This is a genomic window from Janthinobacterium sp. GW822-FHT07A03, assembly GCF_058798815.1.
Genome location: NZ_JBXAKW010000008.1, coordinates 117,406 through 138,666, shown reverse-complemented (window position 1 = coordinate 138,666; position 21,261 = coordinate 117,406). Strand labels below are relative to the sequence as shown.

Annotated in this window: 17 protein-coding genes; 8 read left to right on the top strand and 9 right to left on the bottom strand. The window is 64.8% G+C overall.

Annotated elements, in window-relative coordinates; genetic code table 11:
* Nucleotides 1–137 precede the first annotated feature (137 nt).
* The 8 genes from AC1RJW_RS22350 to AC1RJW_RS22315 all read left to right on the top strand — a co-directional run bounded on the left by AC1RJW_RS22350 (nt 138) and on the right by AC1RJW_RS22315 (nt 10,715).
* Complete coding sequence (locus tag AC1RJW_RS22350; protein WP_493046913.1) at nt 138–1,775, top strand: alpha-amylase family glycosyl hydrolase; 1,638 nt, start codon at nt 138–140, stop codon at nt 1,773–1,775.
* Between the two features lie 84 nt (nt 1,776–1,859).
* Nucleotides 1,860–2,945, top strand: coding sequence for an ABC transporter ATP-binding protein (locus AC1RJW_RS22345; RefSeq protein WP_493046912.1), 1,086 nt, complete (start codon nt 1,860–1,862; stop codon nt 2,943–2,945).
* Between the two features lie 110 nt (nt 2,946–3,055).
* A complete protein-coding gene (gene malE / locus AC1RJW_RS22340) occupies nt 3,056–4,276 on the top strand; it encodes a maltose/maltodextrin ABC transporter substrate-binding protein MalE (protein ID WP_493046911.1) in 1,221 nt (406 codons plus the stop codon).
* Nucleotides 4,277–4,370: 94 nt separating this feature from the next.
* Nucleotides 4,371–5,882, top strand: coding sequence for a maltose ABC transporter permease MalF (malF, locus tag AC1RJW_RS22335; protein WP_493046910.1), 1,512 nt, complete (start codon nt 4,371–4,373; stop codon nt 5,880–5,882).
* A 10-nt stretch (nt 5,883–5,892) separates the two neighbouring features.
* The gene (gene malG / locus AC1RJW_RS22330) at nt 5,893–6,783 is read left to right on the top strand and encodes a maltose ABC transporter permease MalG (protein WP_070218276.1); all 891 of its coding nucleotides are present in this window, start codon (nt 5,893–5,895) and stop codon (nt 6,781–6,783) included.
* Nucleotides 6,784–6,785: 2 nt separating this feature from the next.
* The gene (locus AC1RJW_RS22325; RefSeq protein ID WP_493046908.1) at nt 6,786–8,426 is read left to right on the top strand and encodes an alpha-amylase family glycosyl hydrolase; all 1,641 of its coding nucleotides are present in this window, start codon (nt 6,786–6,788) and stop codon (nt 8,424–8,426) included.
* The gene (locus AC1RJW_RS22320) at nt 8,423–9,334 is read left to right on the top strand and encodes a carbohydrate kinase family protein (protein WP_493046907.1); all 912 of its coding nucleotides are present in this window, start codon (nt 8,423–8,425) and stop codon (nt 9,332–9,334) included. Before AC1RJW_RS22325 ends, AC1RJW_RS22320 begins: the two co-directional genes overlap by 4 nt.
* 94 nt (nt 9,335–9,428) lie before the next feature.
* A complete protein-coding gene (locus AC1RJW_RS22315; protein ID WP_077402463.1) occupies nt 9,429–10,715 on the top strand; it encodes an O-acetylhomoserine aminocarboxypropyltransferase/cysteine synthase family protein in 1,287 nt (428 codons plus the stop codon).
* 234 nt (nt 10,716–10,949) lie between these two features.
* Here AC1RJW_RS22315 and AC1RJW_RS22310 read toward each other — a convergent pair whose 3' ends face one another.
* The 9 genes from AC1RJW_RS22310 to AC1RJW_RS22270 all read right to left on the bottom strand — a co-directional run bounded on the left by AC1RJW_RS22310 (nt 10,950) and on the right by AC1RJW_RS22270 (nt 21,256).
* Nucleotides 10,950–11,984: an AAA family ATPase gene (locus AC1RJW_RS22310; protein ID WP_493046906.1), complete on the bottom strand. Its 1,035-nt coding sequence runs from the start codon at nt 11,982–11,984 to the stop codon at nt 10,950–10,952.
* Nucleotides 11,981–13,360, bottom strand: coding sequence for a phenylacetate--CoA ligase family protein (locus AC1RJW_RS22305; protein WP_493046905.1), 1,380 nt, complete (start codon nt 13,358–13,360; stop codon nt 11,981–11,983). The genes AC1RJW_RS22310 and AC1RJW_RS22305 overlap by 4 nt, the downstream gene beginning before the upstream one ends.
* Complete coding sequence (locus AC1RJW_RS22300) at nt 13,357–13,950, bottom strand: hypothetical protein (RefSeq protein ID WP_493046904.1); 594 nt, start codon at nt 13,948–13,950, stop codon at nt 13,357–13,359. The genes AC1RJW_RS22305 and AC1RJW_RS22300 overlap by 4 nt, the downstream gene beginning before the upstream one ends.
* Before the next feature lies 1 nt (nt 13,951).
* Complete coding sequence (locus tag AC1RJW_RS22295) at nt 13,952–15,730, bottom strand: VWA domain-containing protein (protein WP_493046903.1); 1,779 nt, start codon at nt 15,728–15,730, stop codon at nt 13,952–13,954.
* A complete protein-coding gene (locus tag AC1RJW_RS22290) occupies nt 15,727–16,698 on the bottom strand; it encodes a hypothetical protein (RefSeq protein ID WP_493046902.1) in 972 nt (323 codons plus the stop codon). Before AC1RJW_RS22290 ends, AC1RJW_RS22295 begins: the two co-directional genes overlap by 4 nt.
* Nucleotides 16,699–16,707: 9 nt before the next feature.
* Complete coding sequence (locus tag AC1RJW_RS22285) at nt 16,708–17,181, bottom strand: hypothetical protein (RefSeq protein WP_493046901.1); 474 nt, start codon at nt 17,179–17,181, stop codon at nt 16,708–16,710.
* Nucleotides 17,178–18,758 carry an AAA family ATPase gene (locus AC1RJW_RS22280; protein ID WP_493046900.1) on the bottom strand — a complete coding sequence of 527 codons (1,581 nt, stop codon included), beginning with the start codon at nt 18,756–18,758 and terminating at the stop codon, nt 17,178–17,180. The genes AC1RJW_RS22285 and AC1RJW_RS22280 overlap by 4 nt, the downstream gene beginning before the upstream one ends.
* A 159-nt stretch (nt 18,759–18,917) precedes the next feature.
* On the bottom strand, nt 18,918–20,078 hold the full coding sequence (locus AC1RJW_RS22275) for an ABC transporter permease (protein WP_493046899.1): 1,161 nt from the start codon (nt 20,076–20,078) through the stop codon (nt 18,918–18,920).
* Complete coding sequence (locus AC1RJW_RS22270; protein ID WP_493046898.1) at nt 20,075–21,256, bottom strand: ABC transporter permease; 1,182 nt, start codon at nt 21,254–21,256, stop codon at nt 20,075–20,077. Before AC1RJW_RS22270 ends, AC1RJW_RS22275 begins: the two co-directional genes overlap by 4 nt.
* Between the last annotated feature and the right edge of the window lie 5 nt (nt 21,257–21,261).

Here is a 21,261-nt window from a genome sequence, read left to right as displayed (position 1 = left end):
CTTTACTTTTCAAAGCGCTTTGAACTATACTCATTTCATACCCAAAGCGCTTTGAATTTTAAAATAAGACGTTCGCCTACCAACCAGCAGCGCCGCCCTGATAGCCAAGGCTACAGGCAACTTTTAAGAAATCATTCATGCCGACCATCCAGAACAATCTCGCCAACCTGCCCGCCGACTGGTGGCGCAGCGCCGTCATCTACCAGGTATATCCACGCAGCTTCCTCGACAGCAATGGCGACGGCATCGGCGACTTGCCCGGCATCACCTCCAAGCTCGATTACATCGCCGCCCTGGGCGCCGATATCGTCTGGATCTCGCCCTTCTTCACATCGCCGATGAAAGACTTCGGCTACGACGTGGCCGATTTCTGCGACGTCGACCCCATGTTCGGTACCCTGGCCGATTTCGACCGCCTGGTGGCGCGCGCCCATGAACTGGGCTTGAAAGTGATGATCGACCAGGTGCTGTCGCATTCGTCCGACGTCCATCCATGGTTCGTGGAAAGCCGTTCCAGCCGCGACAATCCCAAGGCCGACTGGTATGTATGGGCCGACCAGAAACCGGACGGCACGGCGCCGAACAACTGGCTGTCCGTGTTCGGTGGTTCCGCCTGGCAATGGGAGCCGCGCCGCGGCCAGTACTACCTGCACGACTTCCTCGCCAGCCAGCCCGACCTGAACTTCCACAACCCGGCCGTGCAGCAGGCGCAGCTGGACAACCTGCGTTTCTGGCTGGAACGCGGCGTCGACGGCTTCCGCTTCGATTCCTGCAATTTCCCCTACCACGACCAGTTGCTGCGCGACAATCCGCCCGCCGCCCAGCGCGACGCCAGCAGCGTGTCGGCCATCAATCCGTACGGCATGCAGGCGCACGTGTACGACAAGACGCAGCCGGAAAACATCGCCTATCTGCAGCGCGTGCGCGCCGTGCTTGACGAATATCAAGCCATTTCCATCGGCGAAGTGGGCGACGACAATGCGCTGGCCACCATGGCCGCCTACACGGGCGCCGACAAGCTGCACATGGCTTACAGTTTCAACCTGCTGACGGCGGAGTTTTCCGCCGCGCACATCCGCACGCAAGTGGAAGAGTTCGAGGCGCAAGTGGCCGACGGCTGGGCTTCCTGGTCCGTGGGCAACCACGACAGCGTGCGCGTCATGACGCGCTGGGGCGGCGAGAACCCGTCGCCGTCGCTGGCCAAGGTGGTGCTGGCCGTGCAGGCGGCCTTGAAAGGCACGCCGTGCCTGTACCAGGGCGACGAGCTGGCCCTGACGGAAGCGGACATTCCTTTCGAGGCCCTGCAAGACCCGTACGGCATCCCGTTCTGGCCCCAGTTCAAGGGCCGCGACGGCTGCCGCACGCCGATGCCGTGGGTGGCCGATGCGCCGCATGGCGGCTTCAGTTCGGCAAAACCCTGGCTGCCCGTGCCGCCGGAACACCTGGCGCGCGCGGTGGATGTCGAAGAAAACGATTCCGCGTCCCCATTGCAGTTTGCGCAGAATATCCTCGCCTGGCGCCGTACCCTGCCGCAATTGCTACGCGGCGACATCGTCTTCTTCGATGCGCCGGAACCCGTGCTGGCCCTGCGCCGCGACTTGCCGGGCCAACCGTCCGTGCTGGCCGCCTTCAACCTGGGCACGCAAGCGGTCACGTTCGCCTGGCCCGCTGCGGCGCCAGCGGCCGACCTGGCCGGTCACGGCTTGCCGGGTAGCAAGGATGGCCAGCAGATCAGCCTGCCCCCGCATGGCGGCTGGTTCGGCACCCTGGCGTAAATCGCAGGCATTGGCGGCCATGCCGCCAATTACAATAACGAGCCCCGCGCATCAGCGGGGACGGATAGACACAGTGAGGACGACATGGCAGGACTGAAATTAGCAGGGCTGAAGAAGGCATATGGCGACGTGCAAACCCTGCACGGCATCGACCTGGAGATCGCCGATGGCGAATTCATGGTCTTCGTGGGCCCGTCGGGTTGCGGCAAATCCACCTTGCTGCGCAGCATCTGCGGCCTGGAAGAAATCAGCGGCGGCGACTTGTTCATCGGCAAGACGCGCATGAACGACGTGCCGCCCGCCAAGCGGGGCATCGCCATGGTATTCCAGAGCTACGCCCTGTACCCGCACATGAGCGTGGCACAAAACATGGCCTTCGGCCTGAAACTGGCTGGGATGAGTAAAGTACAGATTGCCGACGCCGTGCAGCGCGCCGCGCAGATCCTGCGCATCGAACCTTTGCTCGAACGCAAACCCAAGGATTTGTCGGGCGGCCAGCGCCAGCGCGTGGCCATCGGCCGCGCCATCGTGCGCAAGCCCGACGTCTTCCTGTTCGATGAACCGCTGTCGAATCTGGACGCCTCGCTGCGCGTGCAGATGCGCATCGAACTGGCGAATCTGCACCGCGAATTGCGCTCGACCATGATCTACGTCACGCATGACCAGGTCGAGGCGATGACCCTGGCCGACCGCATCGTCGTGCTCAACGCGGGCCGCATCGAGCAGGTGGGCGCGCCGCTGGAGTTGTACCACCATCCCGCCAACCTGTTCGTGGCCGGCTTCCTCGGTTCGCCCCGCATGAACTTCCTCAAAGGCAAGATCCACAGTGTCGTCGACGGCGTGGCCACCATCGCCACGAATGCGGGCGGCATGCTGCAGGCGGCGTTGACGCAGCCATTGGCCAGCGGCACCCCCGTCACCATCGGCGCGCGCCCCGAGCACGTGCAGGCGTGCGCGCCCGGCGCCACTGCCGCCATCACGGCCACCGTGCAGGCGGTGGAAAAACTGGGCGACATCAGCTATCTGTATGTGCAGGTACCGGGCGGCGACGAACCGCTGGTGGTGCGCGCCGATGCCGATACGGACTGGGCGATTGGCCAGTCCGTGGCGCTGCAGGTGGCGCCCGCCCGCGTCCACGTGTTCGACGAGCACGGCCAGACCCGCACCTGATCTATCCGCTTTAGGGGCCAGGCGCTACAGGCGCCGCCTGGCCTGGTTGCATCGTTTCAGCCTTGATACTCAACATAAACTTAGCATAAAAAAAGATACTGGAGATTGACATGTCCTTCACGCACCCGAAACGCAGCTTCATCAAAACCACCCTGATCGCCGCCGCCCTGGCCGGCATCGGCAACCTGGCCGCCGTCAGCATGGCGAACGCGGCCGAAGCAGGCACCCTGTTGATCTGGATCAATGGCGACAAAGGCTACAAGGGCCTGGCCAAGGTCGGCGAGGAATTCACCAAGAAGACGGGCGTCAAGGTCGTCGTCGAGCACCCGGAAGATGCGCCGAACAAATTCCAGCAGGCGGCCGCCGCCGGCAAGGGCCCGGACATCTGGATCTGGCCGCATGACCGCATCGGCACCTGGATCGACGCGGGCTTGCTGCAACCATTGACGCCAAGCAAGGAAGCGCGCGCCGCCATCCTGCCGCTGGCGTGGAACGCCTTCACGGTCAGCGGCAAGACCTGGGGCTACCCGATCTCCATCGAAGCCGTCGCCCTCGTCTACAACAAGGACCTGGTGCCGAATCCGCCAAAGACCTTCGAGGAAATCGCCGCGCTGGACAAGAAACTCTCCGCGCAAGGCAAGAAAGCCATCCTGTGGGATTACACGAATACCTATTTCACGTGGCCGCTGCTGGGCGCGGGCGGCGGCTTCCCGTTTGAAGTCAAGGCCGACGGCCGCTACGATGCAGCCAAGACGGGCGTGAACAATGCCGGTTCGCAGGCAGGCGTGAATGCGCTGATGACCCTGATCAACAGCGGCGCCATGCCGAAGGGCGCGGGCTACGCGGAAATGGAAGCGGGCTTCAACCAGGGCAAGATCGCCATGATGATCAACGGTCCATGGTCTTGGGACAACGCGCGCAAATCGAAGATCAATTTCGGCGTAGCAACGATCCCTACCGTGGCAGGCAAGACAGCCACCCCATTCGTGGGCGTGCTGGGCGCGATGATTTCGAAAGCCAGCCCGAACAAGGACCTGGCGACGGAATTCCTGGAAAACCAGATGCTGCAGCTCAACGGCTTGAAAACCATCAATGCCGACGTCCCGCTGGGCACGCCGGCGAACAAGGTGCTGTTCGCGGAATTGAAAGCCAATCCGAACATCCAGGCGACGATGGAAAGCGCGCAAGCGGGCCGCCCGATGCCGAACAACCCGGAAATGGGCCGCTTCTGGTCGTCGATGCAATCGGCGCTGGAAAACATCACGCAAGGCCGTCAGACGACCAAGGATGGCCTGGACGCGGCGGCGAAGCGGATCACGACGGCGAATTAAGTCATCTCAAGGGGCTTGCCCCTGCGGGATCGGCATGCGCGCCACTGGCGCGCATGCCTCCCAGGTCTTTCACCATCTTCACAGGTATCCCATCGTGCGCAAGTTTATCGGCCCTACGGTATTGACCATCAGCATGGCGCTGGGTCTGTATCTGCTTTTCATGTTGTACATTTCCGGCCAGACCATGCTGGCCGCCGTTTTCCTCGGCTTGCTGACCCTGACGACGTTTGTCTTCACGTCGCCGCGCGCCTATGCCTACCGTTATCTGTTTCCCGGCATCACGGCGGTCATCGTCTTCGTGCTGTTGCCGATGGTGTACACGGTGTCGATCGGCTTTACCAATTTCAGTTCGCGCAACCTGCTCACCTACGACAGGGCCACGCAATACCTGCTCGACGAGACGCAACGCGTGGAAAGCACGGGCTACGCGCTGACCGTGCACCCGGACAACAAGGAATACCGTTTGCGCCTGGAAAGCCCGGACACGGGCGAAGTGCTGCTGACGCAACCGCTGGCCCTCAAGCGCGCCGTGCCCCTGAAGGTGGAAGTGGCGCCGCTGGACCCCGTGCAGGCGCCCGTGCTGGCCCCTGCCCTGCCCATCAAGGACATCATCGCCCTGCAAAAGGATTTGAAGCTGCTGACGCTCATCCTGCCGAACAGGATCGAGCTGCGCATGGTGGGCTTGCGTGAATTCGGCCCCGTCGCGCATGTCTACAAGCAATTGCCCGACAAGACCCTGAAAAAAGTCGCCACGGGCGAACTCGTGACGCCGAACTTCAAGACGGGCTTTTATGAAATGCCGGATGGCACGAAACTGGAACCGGGCTTCAAGGTCAATGTCGGTTTCGCCAACTTCGTCAAGATTTTCTCCGATGAAGCGTTCCGCGGCCCCTTCCTGCGTATTTTCGTCTGGACCATCGTTTTCGCCCTGATCAGCGTGGCCACCACGACGGGCCTGGGCATGGTGCTGGCCGTGCTGCTGAACTGGGATGCGCTGCGCTTCCGCGGCCTGTACCGCACCCTGCTGTTCCTGCCCTACGCCGTGCCGGGCTTCATTTCCATCCTGGTCTTCAAAGGTTTATTTAATAACAATTTCGGCGAAATCAACCTCGTGCTCGATGCCTTGTTCGGCATCAAGCCCGCCTGGTTCTCGGACACCACCCTGGCCAAGGCGATGATCCTGATCGTCAACACCTGGCTCGGCTACCCCTACATGATGGTCGTGTGCATGGGCCTGATCAAGGCGATCCCGTCGGACCTGTACGAAGCCTCGGCCCTGGCCGGCGCGGGACCGCTGACGAATTTCTTCAAGATCACCCTGCCGTTGATCATCAAGCCGCTGACGCCGCTGATGGTGGCCAGCCTGGGTTTCAACTTCAATAATTTCGTGCTGATCAGCTTGCTGACGGGCGGGCGTCCCGATTTCCTCGATACAACGTTACCGGCCGGCACGACGGACTTGCTGGTGTCCTACACCTACCGCATCGCGTTCGAGGATTCCGGCCAGAACTTTGGCCTGGCCGCCGCCATCTCGACCCTGATCTTCTTCCTCGTGGCCGCGATTTCGCTGGTCAACATGCGCCTGACGCGCATGAACAAAGCATAAAGGACAGCATATGGCTATCGTTGTCGACCGTTCCAACCGCTGGCGCATCCTGGCGGCCCATGTCGCCGTGATCGCGCTGATCGCGCTGGTGATGTTCCCCTTCCTGATGATCCTGTCGATTTCATTGCGGCCAGGCAACTTCGCCTCGGGCAGTTTGATCCCGCCCGAGATCAGCTTCGAGCACTGGCGCCTGGCGCTGGGCATGTCCTACCAGGCGCCCAACGGCGCCCTCGTCGAGCCGGACTTCCCCGTGCTGCTGTGGCTGTGGAACTCCATCAAGGTGGCCAGCATGAGCGCCACCGTCACCGTGCTGCTGTCGACCACCTGCGCGTATGCGTTCGCGCGCATGCAGTTCCGCTTCAAGTCGCAGACGCTGTCCGCGCTGATGCTGCTGCAGATGTTCCCCGCCGTGCTGGCCCTGGTGGCCATCTACGCCATCTTCGACGTGCTGGGCAGCTACGTGCCGTGGCTGGGCATCGACCACCACGGCAGCCTGGTGCTGGCCTACACGGGCGGCATCGCCCTGCATATCTGGACCATCAAGGGCTACTATCAAACCATCCCCGTCGAGATCGAGGAAGCGGCCAAGGTCGATGGCGCCACGCAGTGGCAGGCCTTCGTCTACGTGCTGCTGCCGATGACGGTGCCCATCCTGATGGTGGTGTTTTTGTTGTCCTTCATTGGCGCCATCATCGAATACCCGATCGCGTCCGTGCTGCTGCATGAACAGAACAACCTGACCCTGGCCGTCGGCTCGAAACTGTTCCTCTACGAGCAAAAATACCTGTGGGGCGACTTCGCCGCGGCAGCCATTTTGTCCGGCTTGCCCATCACGGCCGTGTTCCTGCTGGCGCAGAAGTGGATGATCTCCGGCCTGACGGCTGGCGGCGTGAAGGGCTGACCATGCGACGCTCCCTGACTACGCTGGCCGCCCTGTTACTCAGCGCTTCGGCGCAGGCAGGGAGCCTCAGCTTTGCTGACAACCCCATCGTCTACTTTGCCGTGACGGACCGGTTCGCCAACGGCAATCCCGGCAACGACCACAGTTACGGCCGCGCCGCCGACCCGCAAGGCGGCGACGTGGGCAGTTTTCACGGCGGCGACATCGCCGGCATCACGCAGCAGCTGAAAGCCGGCTATTTCCGCGACCTGGGCGTCAACGCCCTGTGGATCACGGCGCCGTACGAGCAGATCCACGGCTGGGTGGTGGGCGGCAAGCAGCAATTCCAGCACTACGCCTACCATGGCTACTGGGCGCTCGACTACACCACCATGGACGCCAACATGGGCACGCGCGAAGAATTGCGCGAGATGATCGCCACGGCCCACGCGCAAGGCATCCGCGTGCTGTTCGACGTGGTGCTGAACCATCCCGGCTACGCGGACTTGCGCACCCTGGCCGAATATAAAGTGCCCGTGCTGTGGCCCGGCCATGAAAAAGCCACCCTGCGCGACTATCATAGCTACATCGACTATAACAACTTTGATTTCGCACAATGGTGGGGTCCGGACTGGGTGCGTGCGGGCTTGCCCGGCTATCCCGACGGCGGCAAGGACGACTACACCATGCAGCTGGCGTATCTGCCCGACTTCCGCACGGAAAGCGGCAAGGCCGTGGGCTTGCCGCCCATCCTGCAACGTAAAAGCGACACGCGCGCTGTGCCCCTGCCCGGCACCACCGTGCGCGGCTATCTGGTGCACTGGCTGGCCGACTGGGTGCGCGAATTCGGCGTCGACGGTTTCAGGGCCGACACCGTCAAGCACGTGGAGCCGGCCAGCTGGCTGGCCCTGCGCGCGGCGGCCAGCGATGCATTGAAGGACTGGAAGACGCGCCATCCCGAACAAAAGATCGACGACGCTCCGTTCTGGATGACGGGCGAAGCGTGGGGCCATGGGCCCGAGCGCAGCAGCTGGCATGACGCCGGCTTCGACTCGATGATCAATTTCGATTTTCAAGGCCGCGCGGGCGGCGACTGGAAAAGCATCGATGGCGTGTACCGCCAGTACGCGGGCTTGCTGGGCAAGAGCCCGGCCCCTCGCTACGACATCCTGTCGTACATCTCCTCGCACGACACCAGCCTGTTCCCGCGCGATCAATTGAAGCACGGCTTGAGCGCCCTGCTGCTGGCGCCGGGCGGCGTGCAGCTGTTCTATGGCGATGAAAGCGCGCGCCAGCCTGGCGCGGCGCCCATCGGCGACGAACAGCAGGCGACGCGGTCAAGCATGAACTGGGGCTCGCTCGATGCGGCCACTCTCGCGCATGCGCGCAAGCTGGGCCAGTTCCGTCTGCGCCACCCTGCCCTGGCGCGCGGCGAGCATCGCTTGATCCAGGACAAACCGTATGCGTTTGCGCGCGTGACGCCGGATGACGCCATCATCGCCGTGCCCGAAGCGCAAGGCGCGCTGGCATTGAAGGTGCACGGCGTGTTCACCGATGGCGCCCTGCTGCGCGACGCCTACACCAATCACACCTACACCGTCAAAGATGGTGCCGTCGCTGTGAACGCGGCCGGCACCGTCCTGTTAGAAAAGGCAGCACCATGAGTACCTATGACATTTTAGTAGTTGGCGGCGCCGGCATCGACACCATCGTGCGCGTCCCCGACCTGCAATTGCCCGTGGCCGATTCGCTGCACGTGCCGCCCATCCGCGACTACGTGGCACACACGGGCAATGGCGTGGCGCTCGCTTGCCACGCACTGGGCTTGCGCTGCAAGTTCATCGATTTCATCGGCGACGATGCGCAAGGCGCGGCCATCCTGCAGCGTTATAAGGAAGCCAAACTCGATTTTTCACACCTCGTCGAACCCTCGGGCACGCGGCGCAGCGTCAACCTGGTCGACCCGCAGGGGCGCCGGCTGTCGCTGTACGACGGCCGCCATCCGGAAGACGTGCGCATGCCCGCCGCTTTCTATCTTCCCTACCTGGGGCCGGCGCGCCACGCGCACTTTTCCATCATGGGCTGGGTGGCAGCACTGTTTGACGACGCGCAAGCGTGCGGCACGACGGTGTCGACCGATCTGCACGACTGGGATGGCGTCAACCCGCACCACAAGGTGTTCGCGCTGCGCGCCGACCTGGTCTTCCTCAGCACGGCCGCGCTGGGCGAGCGCACGGAGTCCGTCATGCGCGCGATTGTCGCGGAAGGCCGCGCGCAGGCGGTGATCGCCATGGCCGGCGCGCACGGCGCCTACCTGCTGGAACGCGCCAGCGGCGAGGTGCGCCACACTCCGGCGGCGGGCTTGAAGCTGCCCGTGGTGGACACGAATGGCGCCGGCGACTCCTTCGTCGCCGCCTTCCTGCACGCCTGGCTGGGCGGCGCGGGCCTGGACGAAGCCATGCGCCGCGGCGCCATCGGCGGCGCGTTTGCCTGCGCCCAGCATGGCACGCATGAGCGCTTCATCGGGCGTGAAGAGCTGCATGACTTATATCAAGACAGCACTAGCTTATGACTTAATATTCTATCAAGCGTAGCAACCAGCTAACGGGCGCATGGCACAATGGCTGCGGATTTGACCACCGCAGCCCATTCGAACCGGAGACCACATGAGAATCGAAACCCTGGCCGTGCACGCCGGCTACACCCCCGACCCGACCACCAAGGCCGCCGCCGTCCCCATCTACCAGACGGTGGCCTACGCCTTCGACAATGCCCAGCATGGCGCCGACCTGTTCGACCTCAAGGTCGCCGGCAATATCTACACGCGCATCATGAATCCCACGCAGGACGTGCTGGAAAAGCGCGTCGCGGCGCTCGAAGGCGGCGTGGCCGCGCTGGCCGTCGCATCGGGCATGGCCGCGATCACCTACGCGATCCAGACGATCGCCGAAGCGGGCGACAATTTCATCTCCGCCAGCCAGCTGTATGGCGGCACCTACAACCTGTTTGCCCACACCCTGCCACAGATCGGCATCGAAGTGCGCTTCGCCGATGCGCGCCAGCCCGAGACGTTCGCCGCCCTGATCGACGCGCGCACCAAGGCCATCTTCTGCGAATCGATCGGCAACCCGCTGGGCAATGTGACGGACGTGGCGAAACTGGCCGAAATCGCGCATGCGCACGGCATCCCGCTGATCGTCGATAACACCGTGCCGAGCCCCTATCTGTTCCGCCCCATCGAGCATGGCGCAGACATCGTCGTCCATTCGCTGACCAAATACCTGGGCGGCCACGGCACCACCGTGGGCGGCGCCATCGTCGACAGCGGCAAGTTCCCCTGGGCCGAACACAAGGAGCGCTTCAAGCGCCTGAACGAACCGGACGTGTCCTACCACGGCGTCGTCTACACGGAAGCGTTCGGCCCCGCCGCCTTCATCGGCCGCGCGCGCGTCGTCCCGCTGCGCAATATGGGCGCGGCCATTTCGCCCCTCTCCGCCTTCCAGCTGATCCAGGGCATCGAGACGCTGGCCCTGCGCATGGACCGCATCTGCGACAACACGCTGGCCCTGGCCAAACACCTGAAAAACCATCCGAAAGTCGCGTGGGTCAATTACGCGGGCCTGGAAGACCACCCGGATCACGCGCTGGTGAAAAAATACATGCGCGGCCGCGCCTCGGGCATCCTGTCCTTCGGCCTGAAACTGGCCGCCGGCGAAGATCCACGCGCGGCCGGCGCCCGCGTGCTCGACGCCCTGCAGCTGTTTACGCGCCTGGTCAACATCGGCGACGCCAAGTCGCTGGCCACCCACCCGGCGTCCACCACGCACCGCCAGCTCAATCCAGAGGAACTGGCCAAGGCGGGCGTGTCCGAAGACATGCTGCGCCTGTCCGTGGGCATCGAGCATATCGACGACTTGCGCGAAGACCTGGAACAGGCCTTGAACGCAGCCTGAGGCACACGCCCCCCGGAGGGGACTTCATGCCATAATCGGCGCCATGTTCAGTCAGGTGGCCGCGCCAGCATCACCAACCTGCCCGGCGGGCGCTATAGCAATATCGTCGGATTACGCGGCATGCGCCGCTAATCCGACCTACGCTGCGGTATCCGCGTGCGCCGCCGTGGCAACAACGTAGGTCGGATTAGCGCAGCGTAATCCGACACCGCCGCGTACGCCAAGCATCCGCCATTAAGGTCCCGTCAGTACCTTCGCCACCTGACTGATCCTGTCGTCCACGGAACCCGACACATTGACAAAGGCAATCCCGCGCCGCGCCAGTTCGGCCTGATACCACGCATGCTGGTGCGTGCGGAAATCCTCGTCGCGCCGCGTGCCGTCCTGGATGAAGGGGAAATCAGGGGCGCACAGCAGCATCAGGTCGTAGCGGTGTTCGGCCAGCTGGGCCAGTTCCTGCTCGGCCCTGCCGAACATCTCGACGCAGTAAAAATACGTGGTCATGGGCGACGTATCGCAAAACAGCCAGCGCCGCGCAGCCAGGAGCGCCTGCGCTTCACGGCGCAGCTGTTCCCGGCCGATCTTCAGCAGATCGTCATAGTGCAATACGCCATCCTGGCGCTCCCATAACTCTCGGCCGTATTCGGCCACCCAGGCCGTCTCGAAATGCGCCGCCAGCGCTTGCGCCAGGGTCGTCTTGCCGCTCGATTCACCGCCCAGCACGCACACGCGCGTGACAAAATCGGCGCGCACAACGGGCGACAGGAAGGCGCCGTGCGCCTGCGGATCTTGCCGCACGAGGGTGCCGGACACGGGTACCAGGCTCCTCGCCTGGTCCACGCTGACGTGCGCCACCGGCCCGCTTGCATAATGCCGTTCCAGCACCTGCGCGAAGCCGGGACCATACTCTTCGCTGGTGAAGACGGCATCGACGGGCAAGTCCAGCACCGTCCAGCACAGCCAGCCCATGAAATGGCGGTGCTCGTCGCCATCGGCGTCGTTGTGCGGCAGCGCGCGCGCTGGCATGCCGCGCGCCGCGCACAGGGCGGCCAGGCGCGCATCGTCGAGCACCACGATGCGCGCCTGCGGGAACCGCGCCCGCAACCACCCTTCCCGGCGCGCCGGTCCCAGGCCGGGAAATTCAGGCTTGGTATAGCTGACCACCAGCAGTTCCTCGCACCCGTCCGTGGCGCGTTGTATCAACAGTTCATGGCCCAGGTGCAGCGGGCAAAATTTGCCGACCACGAGGCCGCGCTTATGGAGGTTCATGCTGCCGCTTCCCGCAAATCCGAGGTGTATTGAATGATCTTGTCTTCCGCCAGCAAGGTCTCGACCGTGATGGCGCCGAAAAAGGGCGCCAGCAAGGCGCGCGCACGGTCAGCCTGCGGCATGGCGCCCGGCGCCAGGCGCAGCGCGACGGCGCCGTCGCCGTGCTGATGCACGCCGAACAGGGCGATGGCCAGCGGCTTCAGGGCGTGCGTGATGTCGATATTATTGATCCATTCTCCATTGATGGTCCTGTAGCGCAAGGGGCTGCGGCCCGCCAGTCCCACCAGCACGGGACCGTCGGGGCCATGCGCCAGCGAGGCGTAGTCGCCCGTGCGGTAGCGCACGAGGGGTAGGCAAAAGTTAAAACCGCCCGTCACGGTGATTTCGCCCCGCGCGCCATCCGGCACGGGACGGCCATCCGCGTCGAGGATTTCCACGTACAGCCGGTGCTGCAGCAGCACGTGACCGCCCGCCCGCTCGTCGAAAACGGCGACCGGCCCCACTTCGTTGAGCGAATAGATGTCGAGCACGCGACAGCCGAACGCCGCTTCCAGGCGCGCGCGCATGCCGGGCAACAGCATCATCGAGACGGACAGCAGCGCGGCCGGCTTGTGCGTCATGGGCAAGGTCAGCAGCTCCGCAAACGAGATGGGGTCGCCCGCGATCAGTTCGGGCGCCATGGCGTCCAGGTAGCGCGCGCGGTCTTCAGGCTGGTGCCAGTCATCCGGGTGCAGGTTGATCTTCGCCAGGCCCGATTCACCCATCGTGGGCGTGACGGAAACATAGGTGAAGCAGCGGCGCTGGTGCCCCAGCAGCATCACGCCCACCTGGCCCGCGCCATGGCGCAGGATCACGCCAAAGCGGCGCAGCGCGCGCTTGTGGAAGGCCAGATAGCGCCCCGCCACCAGCGGGTGCGAGGCGATCAGCAGCGGGTGGCCCGTGGTGCCCGTCGTCTGGAAGTTGATCATGCGCGCCAGGTCCGCATCGTCGGGCACGAAGGCGGCGATATCGTGCGCCAGTTCGGCTCGGCTGATGGGCGCGACGTCCGCAAGGCGCGCGGGGGGCGAGCCGCAGGCGCGATAATGCGGCACCGTGGCGTAGGTCGCCCTGAGAAACTCCGCCAGCCAGGGTGGCGGCTCGGCGGCGCTCCAGCCGATCGCCGCCTGCATGACTTCCTGCTCGTAGGCGTGCAAGGCCGCCACTTCCTCGGCCAGCAGCTTGTTGCCGCTGCGGTTGCGGTAGCGGGGCGCGCAAGGATGGCTGCGCAGCTTTTCCAGCATGCGCGCGCCCGCCGGCGTCAGGGTGGGACAGTAGTCGCGGTCCGATTCCCAGGCACCGCCCGGCAGGTTGACGTCAGGTTTGCCAGCGAGCGTCATTCGCGCGACCACTTGTCGGCAGATTCCTCGGCCGCCTTCTTCGCCAGCGCCTCGCGAATTTCCCGCGCGCGCTGCTCGGCCAGCCGGCTCGCTTCGAGCAGGCGGCGACGCTCCGTGCCGCTGATGGCGGACAATCTGTCCGTGGCCTGCGCCACGCTTTCATCGCGGGGCCGAAAGCCCAGGCGCGCCAGCACGATGCGCGCCAGTTCCTCGCGCCGCTCGGGGTCTTGCGTGAACTGGTGGGCCGGCGTACTGGCGGCCAGTTCGCGCGCCGCCTCGCCCAGCACCTGCAGCAGATCATGCTGCGGCAACTGCTGGTTGATGAACCACTCGTCGGCCAGCAGCCAGCACAGGATCATGGCCAGCGCCAGGCGGTTGCGGTCGGCCTTGACCTGCGCGCCGACAAAACCCTGTAGGGAGGCGGCCGGCGCGCGCGCGCCATGCAGCAGCACAATGTCGTTGACCAGCGCGGCCACCGCCACTGCCTGCGCATTGGCGACGCCGGCGATGCGGGGTTCGGCGAGGAATTCGACGGGCGTGTCGGCCAGGCGGTGGGTCAGGGTTTCGAGGTGGGGTCCGGGAGTCTGCATGTCATGGTTGTCTATAGTGGCGCCGGCTGAACGCCCGCGCAAAGTCCAGCAAGTCCTCGTAGCGCTCGACGGCGTGGATATCCCAGCCCTGTTCACGGCGCGCGCGTTTCAGGTCGTCATAGGTCTGCTGCAGCCACTTGTGGCTCGCAGCGCCATCCCAGTCGCGCGCCAGGTTCAGGGCCATGGTGCCGCCCGCGCCGCCCTGGGCCAGCGCTTTCGCCGAGATATCCCAGCCGCTGTTGCCCAGTTCATCCTTGTCGAACATGGTGGTGATGCCGTCGTCGGAAATCATCAGGATGTGCGCTGGCCGTTCGCGCCTGGCCGCATAGGTCTTGCGCAGACAATGGATGGGAAAACAGGTGCCGCCGCCAAAGAATTCCGTCAGCACGCCCAGGATCAGGTCTTCATCGCGCACGAAACCGGGCGTCTGCATCACCTCGTTCTTGCCGCTCCACAGGGTCACCTGCACTTTCGCGCCGGCGCGCAGGGCGGACAAGGCGATGACGGCGCCGGCCAGGGTCAGGAACGATGTGTGCGCCTGCGGGTTCGGCATGGAGCCGGAACTGTCCACGTACATGTCCAGGTCGACGGGTACGGCGTCGATGGCGCGCGCCGGTTCGCGGCCATACACGCGGCGCACGGTGGTCACGCCCGGTACGGGGCGCGGCGACTGCATCACGGACTGCAGCCAGTCGATTTCCTCGAGCGGATCGCCGATTTCCCACGCTTCCAGCCCTTCCATCTGCGGCTCCTGCGATTCGGGCGCGGGGCGGCTGGGAAACGCCACCAGATGCGGCAAGGCCCGCTCGCGGTAGTAGCGGATGGCGATTTCATGGTCGCTCAGGTCGATGCCCGAGGCCTTCAGAATGTCGCCCAGCTCGAACGGCTCGCGCAGCTGCCCGCCGCCCTGCCTGGCCGGCGCCTCGGCTTGCGGTTCTTCGCCATCGAGGCCCGAGATGCGCTTGTCGTGCACCGGGTGGATGGCGCCGCCCTCCTCGTCATCCTCGATCTGCTGCGCGCCATACGTCTGGCAGCCGCGGGCCGCGTCGCGCGTGTCCTGCAGATAGCGGCTGGGGCCCAGGGCGTCCGTATCGTCGACCAGGTAGGGCAGCAGCAAGGTGGCAAAGCGGCCCGCCGCCAGCATCCAGTCGTTCGCATACACGCGTATCAGGCGCGCGCCCAGCCAGGCATCCGTGTCCAGGCGTTCGTCCGCCTCGTTCTCAGCCCCTGCTCCGCCCAGCTCTCCCTTTTCCAGCTGCCACAGGTTTTCATAGATGCGCATGTACAGGGTCCACACGCCGCCGCTTTTGGCGTCAGCTTGCGCCGTGCGCCCCTGCTGCAACTTGCGGTAGATGTCGGCCATGCGCAGATTCGCCTGGCGCTGCAGACGGTCGTTGATGAACAGGTCCGTGTACAGATTGGCCACCATGGGCGCGTGCTGCTCCAGGGTGGGCAAGGCGCGGCGCATGCGCGCCAGCAGGCGGAACTGGTCGCCGGCGCTGCCCGGCGCGAGGATGTGGTGGCCGATTTCATGGGCGAGGATTTCCAGCGCATAGCCGTCCAGCCCCAGCTCCGTCACCAGCGGCAAGTCCACCACCACGCTTTGGTCCAGCAGGCGGATCATGGCGAAGCTGCCGGACAGGCCCTGCTTGCTGGCCTCGACGTGGCTGGCGCACAGGCTGGGGTCACGCAAGCGCGTGAACTTGCTCCAGACGGCCAGGGCCTCGGGCCAGGCGGCGCGCCAGGCGTCGATCAGGGCGGGGGCAGCATCCTTCTTCATGCGAGCGGCAGCAGGCGGATGGCGTGCGTCCAGGGCGACGTGATGGCCAGCGTGTGCGCATTGGCGGCGATGGCGATGTCGCCGGCCGGCACATCGAGTTCGATGCGGCGCGCGCCGATATGCAGGATCGCCCCATCGAGACGCACGGCCGATGGCGTGCCGGTTTGCGCCTGATCAAACTCCTGCGCCGTGGCGCTGTGCAGCACGGTGCCATAGGCGTCGGCCACCAGCAGGTAATGGCGCTCGGCGCTGCGCACGACAAAACCATCTTTTGTCGCGCGCACTTGCGGCGGCGTGCCGAAGCCGCCACCGAGGCCTGTGAAGCTGCCGAACTCCCTGCCGTCCGCATTGCCGCGCCATGGATTCGCCACTAACTGCGCATGCACCTGCGGCCATTGCGCACCCGGCTCGCCAAAGGCGGCCAGCACCAAGGCGGGCGGCAAGGTGTCGGCGGCGGCCAGCGCCCCCTGGCGAAAATGCGCAACGCCCGCGCGCCAGGCCAGCACCTGGCCCACGGCACGCAGCTGCGCCACCGTGGCGATCTGCGCTGCCAGGGCGGCCAGCTCGCGCTGCCACTGCGCGGGACGCGCGCCCGCCACGCCGCCCAGGTGGATGGCGGCGTTGCTGAGCATGCCCAGCACGTCGACAGGCGCCGTCGCCAGCAGCGGCGCAAACGATGGCGCCAGCTCGCGCCAGACGGTATTGAGGAAGGGATTTTTCGCGGCCGGACCGGCCAGGCCATGGCCCACCAGTTCCAGGGCCATGTCGTAGGCAGCCAGGGTCATGCTGCCCACGCGCTCGGGCGCGGCGGCGGCCACGGCGACCACCAGCGGATCGACGCCATCGTGCAAAAAGGCGCCGAAGGCGGCCATGTCGAGCGAAGGAAAGCGCCGGCGCGCTTCCGCTGCGCGCGCATTGAACTGGGCGCGGCCGCTGGCAAGTAGCGAGGCAAAGGCAGGAGAGATCATCGCGGCCCGTCAGTCGCTGTGCGAAAAGTGCAGCAGATAGCGTTCATCGCCTGACTCGAAGGCGATCTCGTCCCAGTGGATCGCGTACCAGAAACCGGAGGGCGGCGTCATCGTCACGGCGTGCAGGGAAAACCCGCCCAGCGCCTCATCGAGCGATTCGAGGAAAGCGGCCACCAGCTGGGCGCGGAAGCGTCCCGGCGGCGCCGCCTGCATGTGCCGCGACGAGAAAAACCAGCGCTGGCACAACAGCTCCAGGTGCGCGCGCGCGCACGGCGCGGCCTTGATATGCCACAAAGGGGCCGGCAAGTCGCGTGCGGGTGCGACGACGTTCAAGGCATAATCCTCGACGCGCAGGCCCAGCGCCGTGGCGAGATCCGGCGCATCGGGCAGGCGTGATAATTCGTAGCTGGCGCACAGGTCGCTGGCTTCACTATTCAGTAGAGCCAGCGCGTCCAGGAAGCCTTGACAACGATGGATATTCATTGCGAACGCAGCCAGCTGCGGTAATTCGTATAGCGCTGATGCAGGTATTTGAGTTTCAGCAAATCGTCGTACAGGGGGCCGTACAGCTTGCGCCCTTTCGTGCGTTCGCCGATCAGCTTTTCGATGCGGTTCAGGCGCGCCAGGGTTTCGCGTTCGCTGACGCCGTCAAGGCCCAGGTCGAATTCGGCCGACAGCGCGCCCACGGGATCGTCGCGGTCCAGGTCCAGGCGGTTGAATTCATCGTTGGACAAATCGAACAGGCGGCGCAGCCAGCCCAGCCTGTCGCTGCGGTAGGCCGCGTTTTCCGGCAGCGCGAAAAATGGCGCGTCCGGGTCCGGCTGCAGCTTGTTATGCAGGACGAACGGCAGCACCTGGCGCAAGTCTTCCAGCGCCACCTCGCCATTGCCGCGAAAATACGCCATGGCTTTGGCGTAGATCAACAGCGCCATCAGGGTGCGCACGGAGATGCCGTTCAGGGTCTGGCAACCGAGGTCCTTCAGGCGGTCGCGCCCGTTGTCGGCCGCCTGCGCGGCGCCACGGTCGGCGCCGGCCAGGCGGGCCGTATCCTTGGTCATGTATTCGAACTGGCCGCCGGCCGTCTCGAACAGCTCGAACTGGCTGGCGAAAAATTCCAGGCGGCGGCGCACGGCATCGGGCACGCCCACCTGGCGGATCGCCTCGCCGATCTGGTCCACTTCCCCTTCCGTGAAGATGATATCGGGCGGCACCAGCTCTTCGGGGCGCACGTTTTCTTCCACGCGCAGCAGCAGTTCATTCAGGAAGCGGGGATTGAACGCCAGCGCCTGCACCGTCACGTCGACCCGGTCGCGCAGCGCCTCGATCACCTGATACGTGCCGCCGCCCTGGTCGTCGTTGGCCGTCAGATACCAGGCCGCTTCCGGGCACTCGTAAATATGGTTCAGCACTTCCGCGTAATTGTCGCCCATCACGGTGAGCAGCGCGCTTTGCGTGCGCGTGGGGATGCGGTTGTATTCATCGACGATTTTCACGCGCATGCCCAGCCAGGCGCGCCAGGCGATGCGGATATCGTCCATGCTTTGCGCGTTGACCAGGTCGGCAGGCAAGGGATTACCCAGCAAGTCGGCCACCGTCATCTGCGGGTGGCCGTGCTGCATCGCGCGTTTAACCTCCTTGACGGTGGAACCGGCCAGCACGCCCATCAGCAAGGCGCTGGCCGTCTTGCCCCGCCCCGGCCCGCCCACAAACAGGCATTTGCGGCGCGTGGCGAACGTCAGCAGGGGCAGCAAAATAAAACTGGAATAGCTTTGCGCCGACGGCAAATTCAGCGTACGGCGGCTGTCGCCCACGGAATACGTCTGCGACGGGCCGTCGTTGTACTCGATATCGTAATGGGGGCTGATGATGGCGTGGTTGACGATCCAGAAATACGCCTGGCGCAGCTTTTCATCGAACGGCCGCGCTTGCGCCTCGCCTTCTGCGCCCAGCGCGATGGGTCCCTGGTACAAATCCGCCACGTCGAACTGCCGCGCGGCGGGCGCGGCCTTGGGCTTGGTGGGGGCCTGGGACAGGCGCTGGAACAAATTGAATGCAGACATTTTGGTTAACGCCTGTCAAAACCTACTGCGCGTCGTAATTTGCGGCCTGCGATGCTCACTGTACGTTCGTACAGTTGCGCTTCTCGACCACAACTTCCTTCCGCTCGCTACGGTTTTGTCAGGCGTTGTTATTTAATGTGGAAATGAAATTATTACATATCAAGTGCCTTCGGCCTTGTTCAAATCGACAACCGTTTCCTCCAGCTTGCGCCAGCGCCACCAGCCCAGCGCCACGCAGGCCAGCAGCAAGGCCAGCAAGCCCGCCACTTCATGGCGGATTTCATGCAGCGAGGCGCCCATTTGATTTAGCGCAACAAAACCCTGGATGCCGGCCGTGGAAGGCAGCAGCCAGCGCAGCCATTGCAGCACGACGGGCATAGACGACACGGGCCAGGTCAGGCCCGCGAGGAACAGCACCGGCATCGAGGTGGCGATCATCAGCTGCGTGCCCCGCTCGCGCGTGCGGAACAGCATGCCCAGCAGCATGCCGAAGGCCGCTTCCGCCAGCGAGAACAGCACCAGCAGCAAGAGCATGCCGCCGAAGTTGCCGCCACGGGGGTAATCCTGGAACCAGAAGACAAAGCCGAAGAAATAGCAGCAGTTAAGGAAGGCCACGCAGGAAAACGCCAGCAGCATGCCCGCGTAGCCGCCCGCCGTGCGCCGGCCGGCCACGGGGAAGCTCTTGCGCTGATACCAGGTGCCGAACAGCATGGTCATGCCGATCAGCAAGGTCTGCTGCACGATCAAGGTCGCCACGCCCGGCACGACATACGCGCCATAGCCTTCCTTGACGTTAAACAGGGGTACGGCGTCAAAGGCGATGGGCGAGCGCTGCTGGTTGGCCTGCACGGTCGATGGCGTGCCGGCGCCCAAACGCTTGAGCTCGATCCCGGCCGACACCGTGCCCACCACTTCGGCCAGGCCATTCAAGGCCACCTTGTTCAGCATCAAATACAAGCCATTGCCCGCCACCTGTGCATGGGCGGCGCGCCCGGCCAGCACGTCCGTCTGCAAACCGTCGGGAAGGATCAGCACGCCCATGACCTGGTCGCGCCACAATAAATCCTGCGCGACGGGCAAGTCCGGCGTGACGGCGATCACCTGCAATGAGGGATGGGCCATGGCAAAGCGCGTGAGTTGGCGCGACATGGCGCTGCGGTCCTGGTCGACGACGGCCACGGGCACGCGCTGGACGATTTCCGTCGAGTATGGCAAAGGATAGAAGAACGAGTAAATGATGCCGCCGATAAACAGCAAGGTCAGCGCGCCCTTGTCCGTCAGCATGGCGCGCCAGGTGGCGATAAAAGCCGGCCAGATCATGCGCGCCCCCAGGCCGCCGGCATATTCGCGCGGCGCGCCAGCAGGAATACGCCCACGGCGCCGCAGCCGATGGCAAAGCCGGCCAAGATCAGTATTTCCTGCACGCCATAGCGCCACGGCGCGCCGGCCAGCCAGTATTTCGTTTGCAATTGCAGATAATGCGTGAGCGGCAAGGCTTCCGCCCAGGCGCGCGCGGGCGCCGGCATGGCCATCAAGGGGAAGGCCTGGCCCGCGAACGCGAAGGCCGGTGCGGTAATAAATGCCGCGCCCGACAGGGCCAGGCGCAGGGACAGGGTGGCGCCGATCAGCAAGGTGGCCAGGCCGCAATACGCGAGCACCAGCAGCAGCATGCTCAGCAGCAAGGCCGGCAAGCTGCCCGCCACGGCCCAGCCGCGCGCCAGGCTGAAGAACAGCAAGTACAGCAGCGCCAGCGCGCAGTAGGCGATCACGGGAAACAACAGCTTGGCGCCGACGGCGCGCAGCCAGCTGCCGTTGGCCGAGGCCAGCCATTGCGGCACCGTACCGTCGCGCAACTCGCGTCCGATGGACGTGACGACGGCGACGACGATGAAAATCTGCAGCATGGCCGGCATCAGGGCCAGGGTCAGAAACGCTTCATAGCTGATGTTCTCGTTATATAAACTGTTCAGTGTCGTGCGTATCGGTTCGAACTGGGCCGCCGCCTGCACGCCCGACATGCCTTTTTTCACGCGCGCCGTCATCTCGATGCCGGCCGACAAGGTCGTGCTGACCGTGCGCACGTCGCGCAGCAAGGCGCCCGCGTGCGAGGAAAACTGCGCGTTGTACAGCCATTGCACGGTGGCCTGGCGGCCGCCCAGCAGTTTCTGTTCGAAATCGTTCGGGATCAGCAGGTAGCCGAACGCCGTGCGTTCGCGCAGCCGGTGCAGGGCTTCGTCGCTGGACGCCACTTTCGCCGCCACCGCGATGCCGGGCGAAGCGTCGAGCCAGCGCGTCAGCTGGCGCGACAAGGTCGAGTTGTCGTTATCGATGACGACGATGGGCAAGTCGCGCGCGATACCGGCAGAAAATACCAGCCACAGCATGCCGCACAGCACGACTGGAATCCAGCTGAGCATGCCGAAGTCCCAGAAGTCGCCGCGCAGCCGCCGCCACTCGCGTGCCAGCGCCGCCGGCTGCTCTTTGTCAATCTCACTCATCGGCT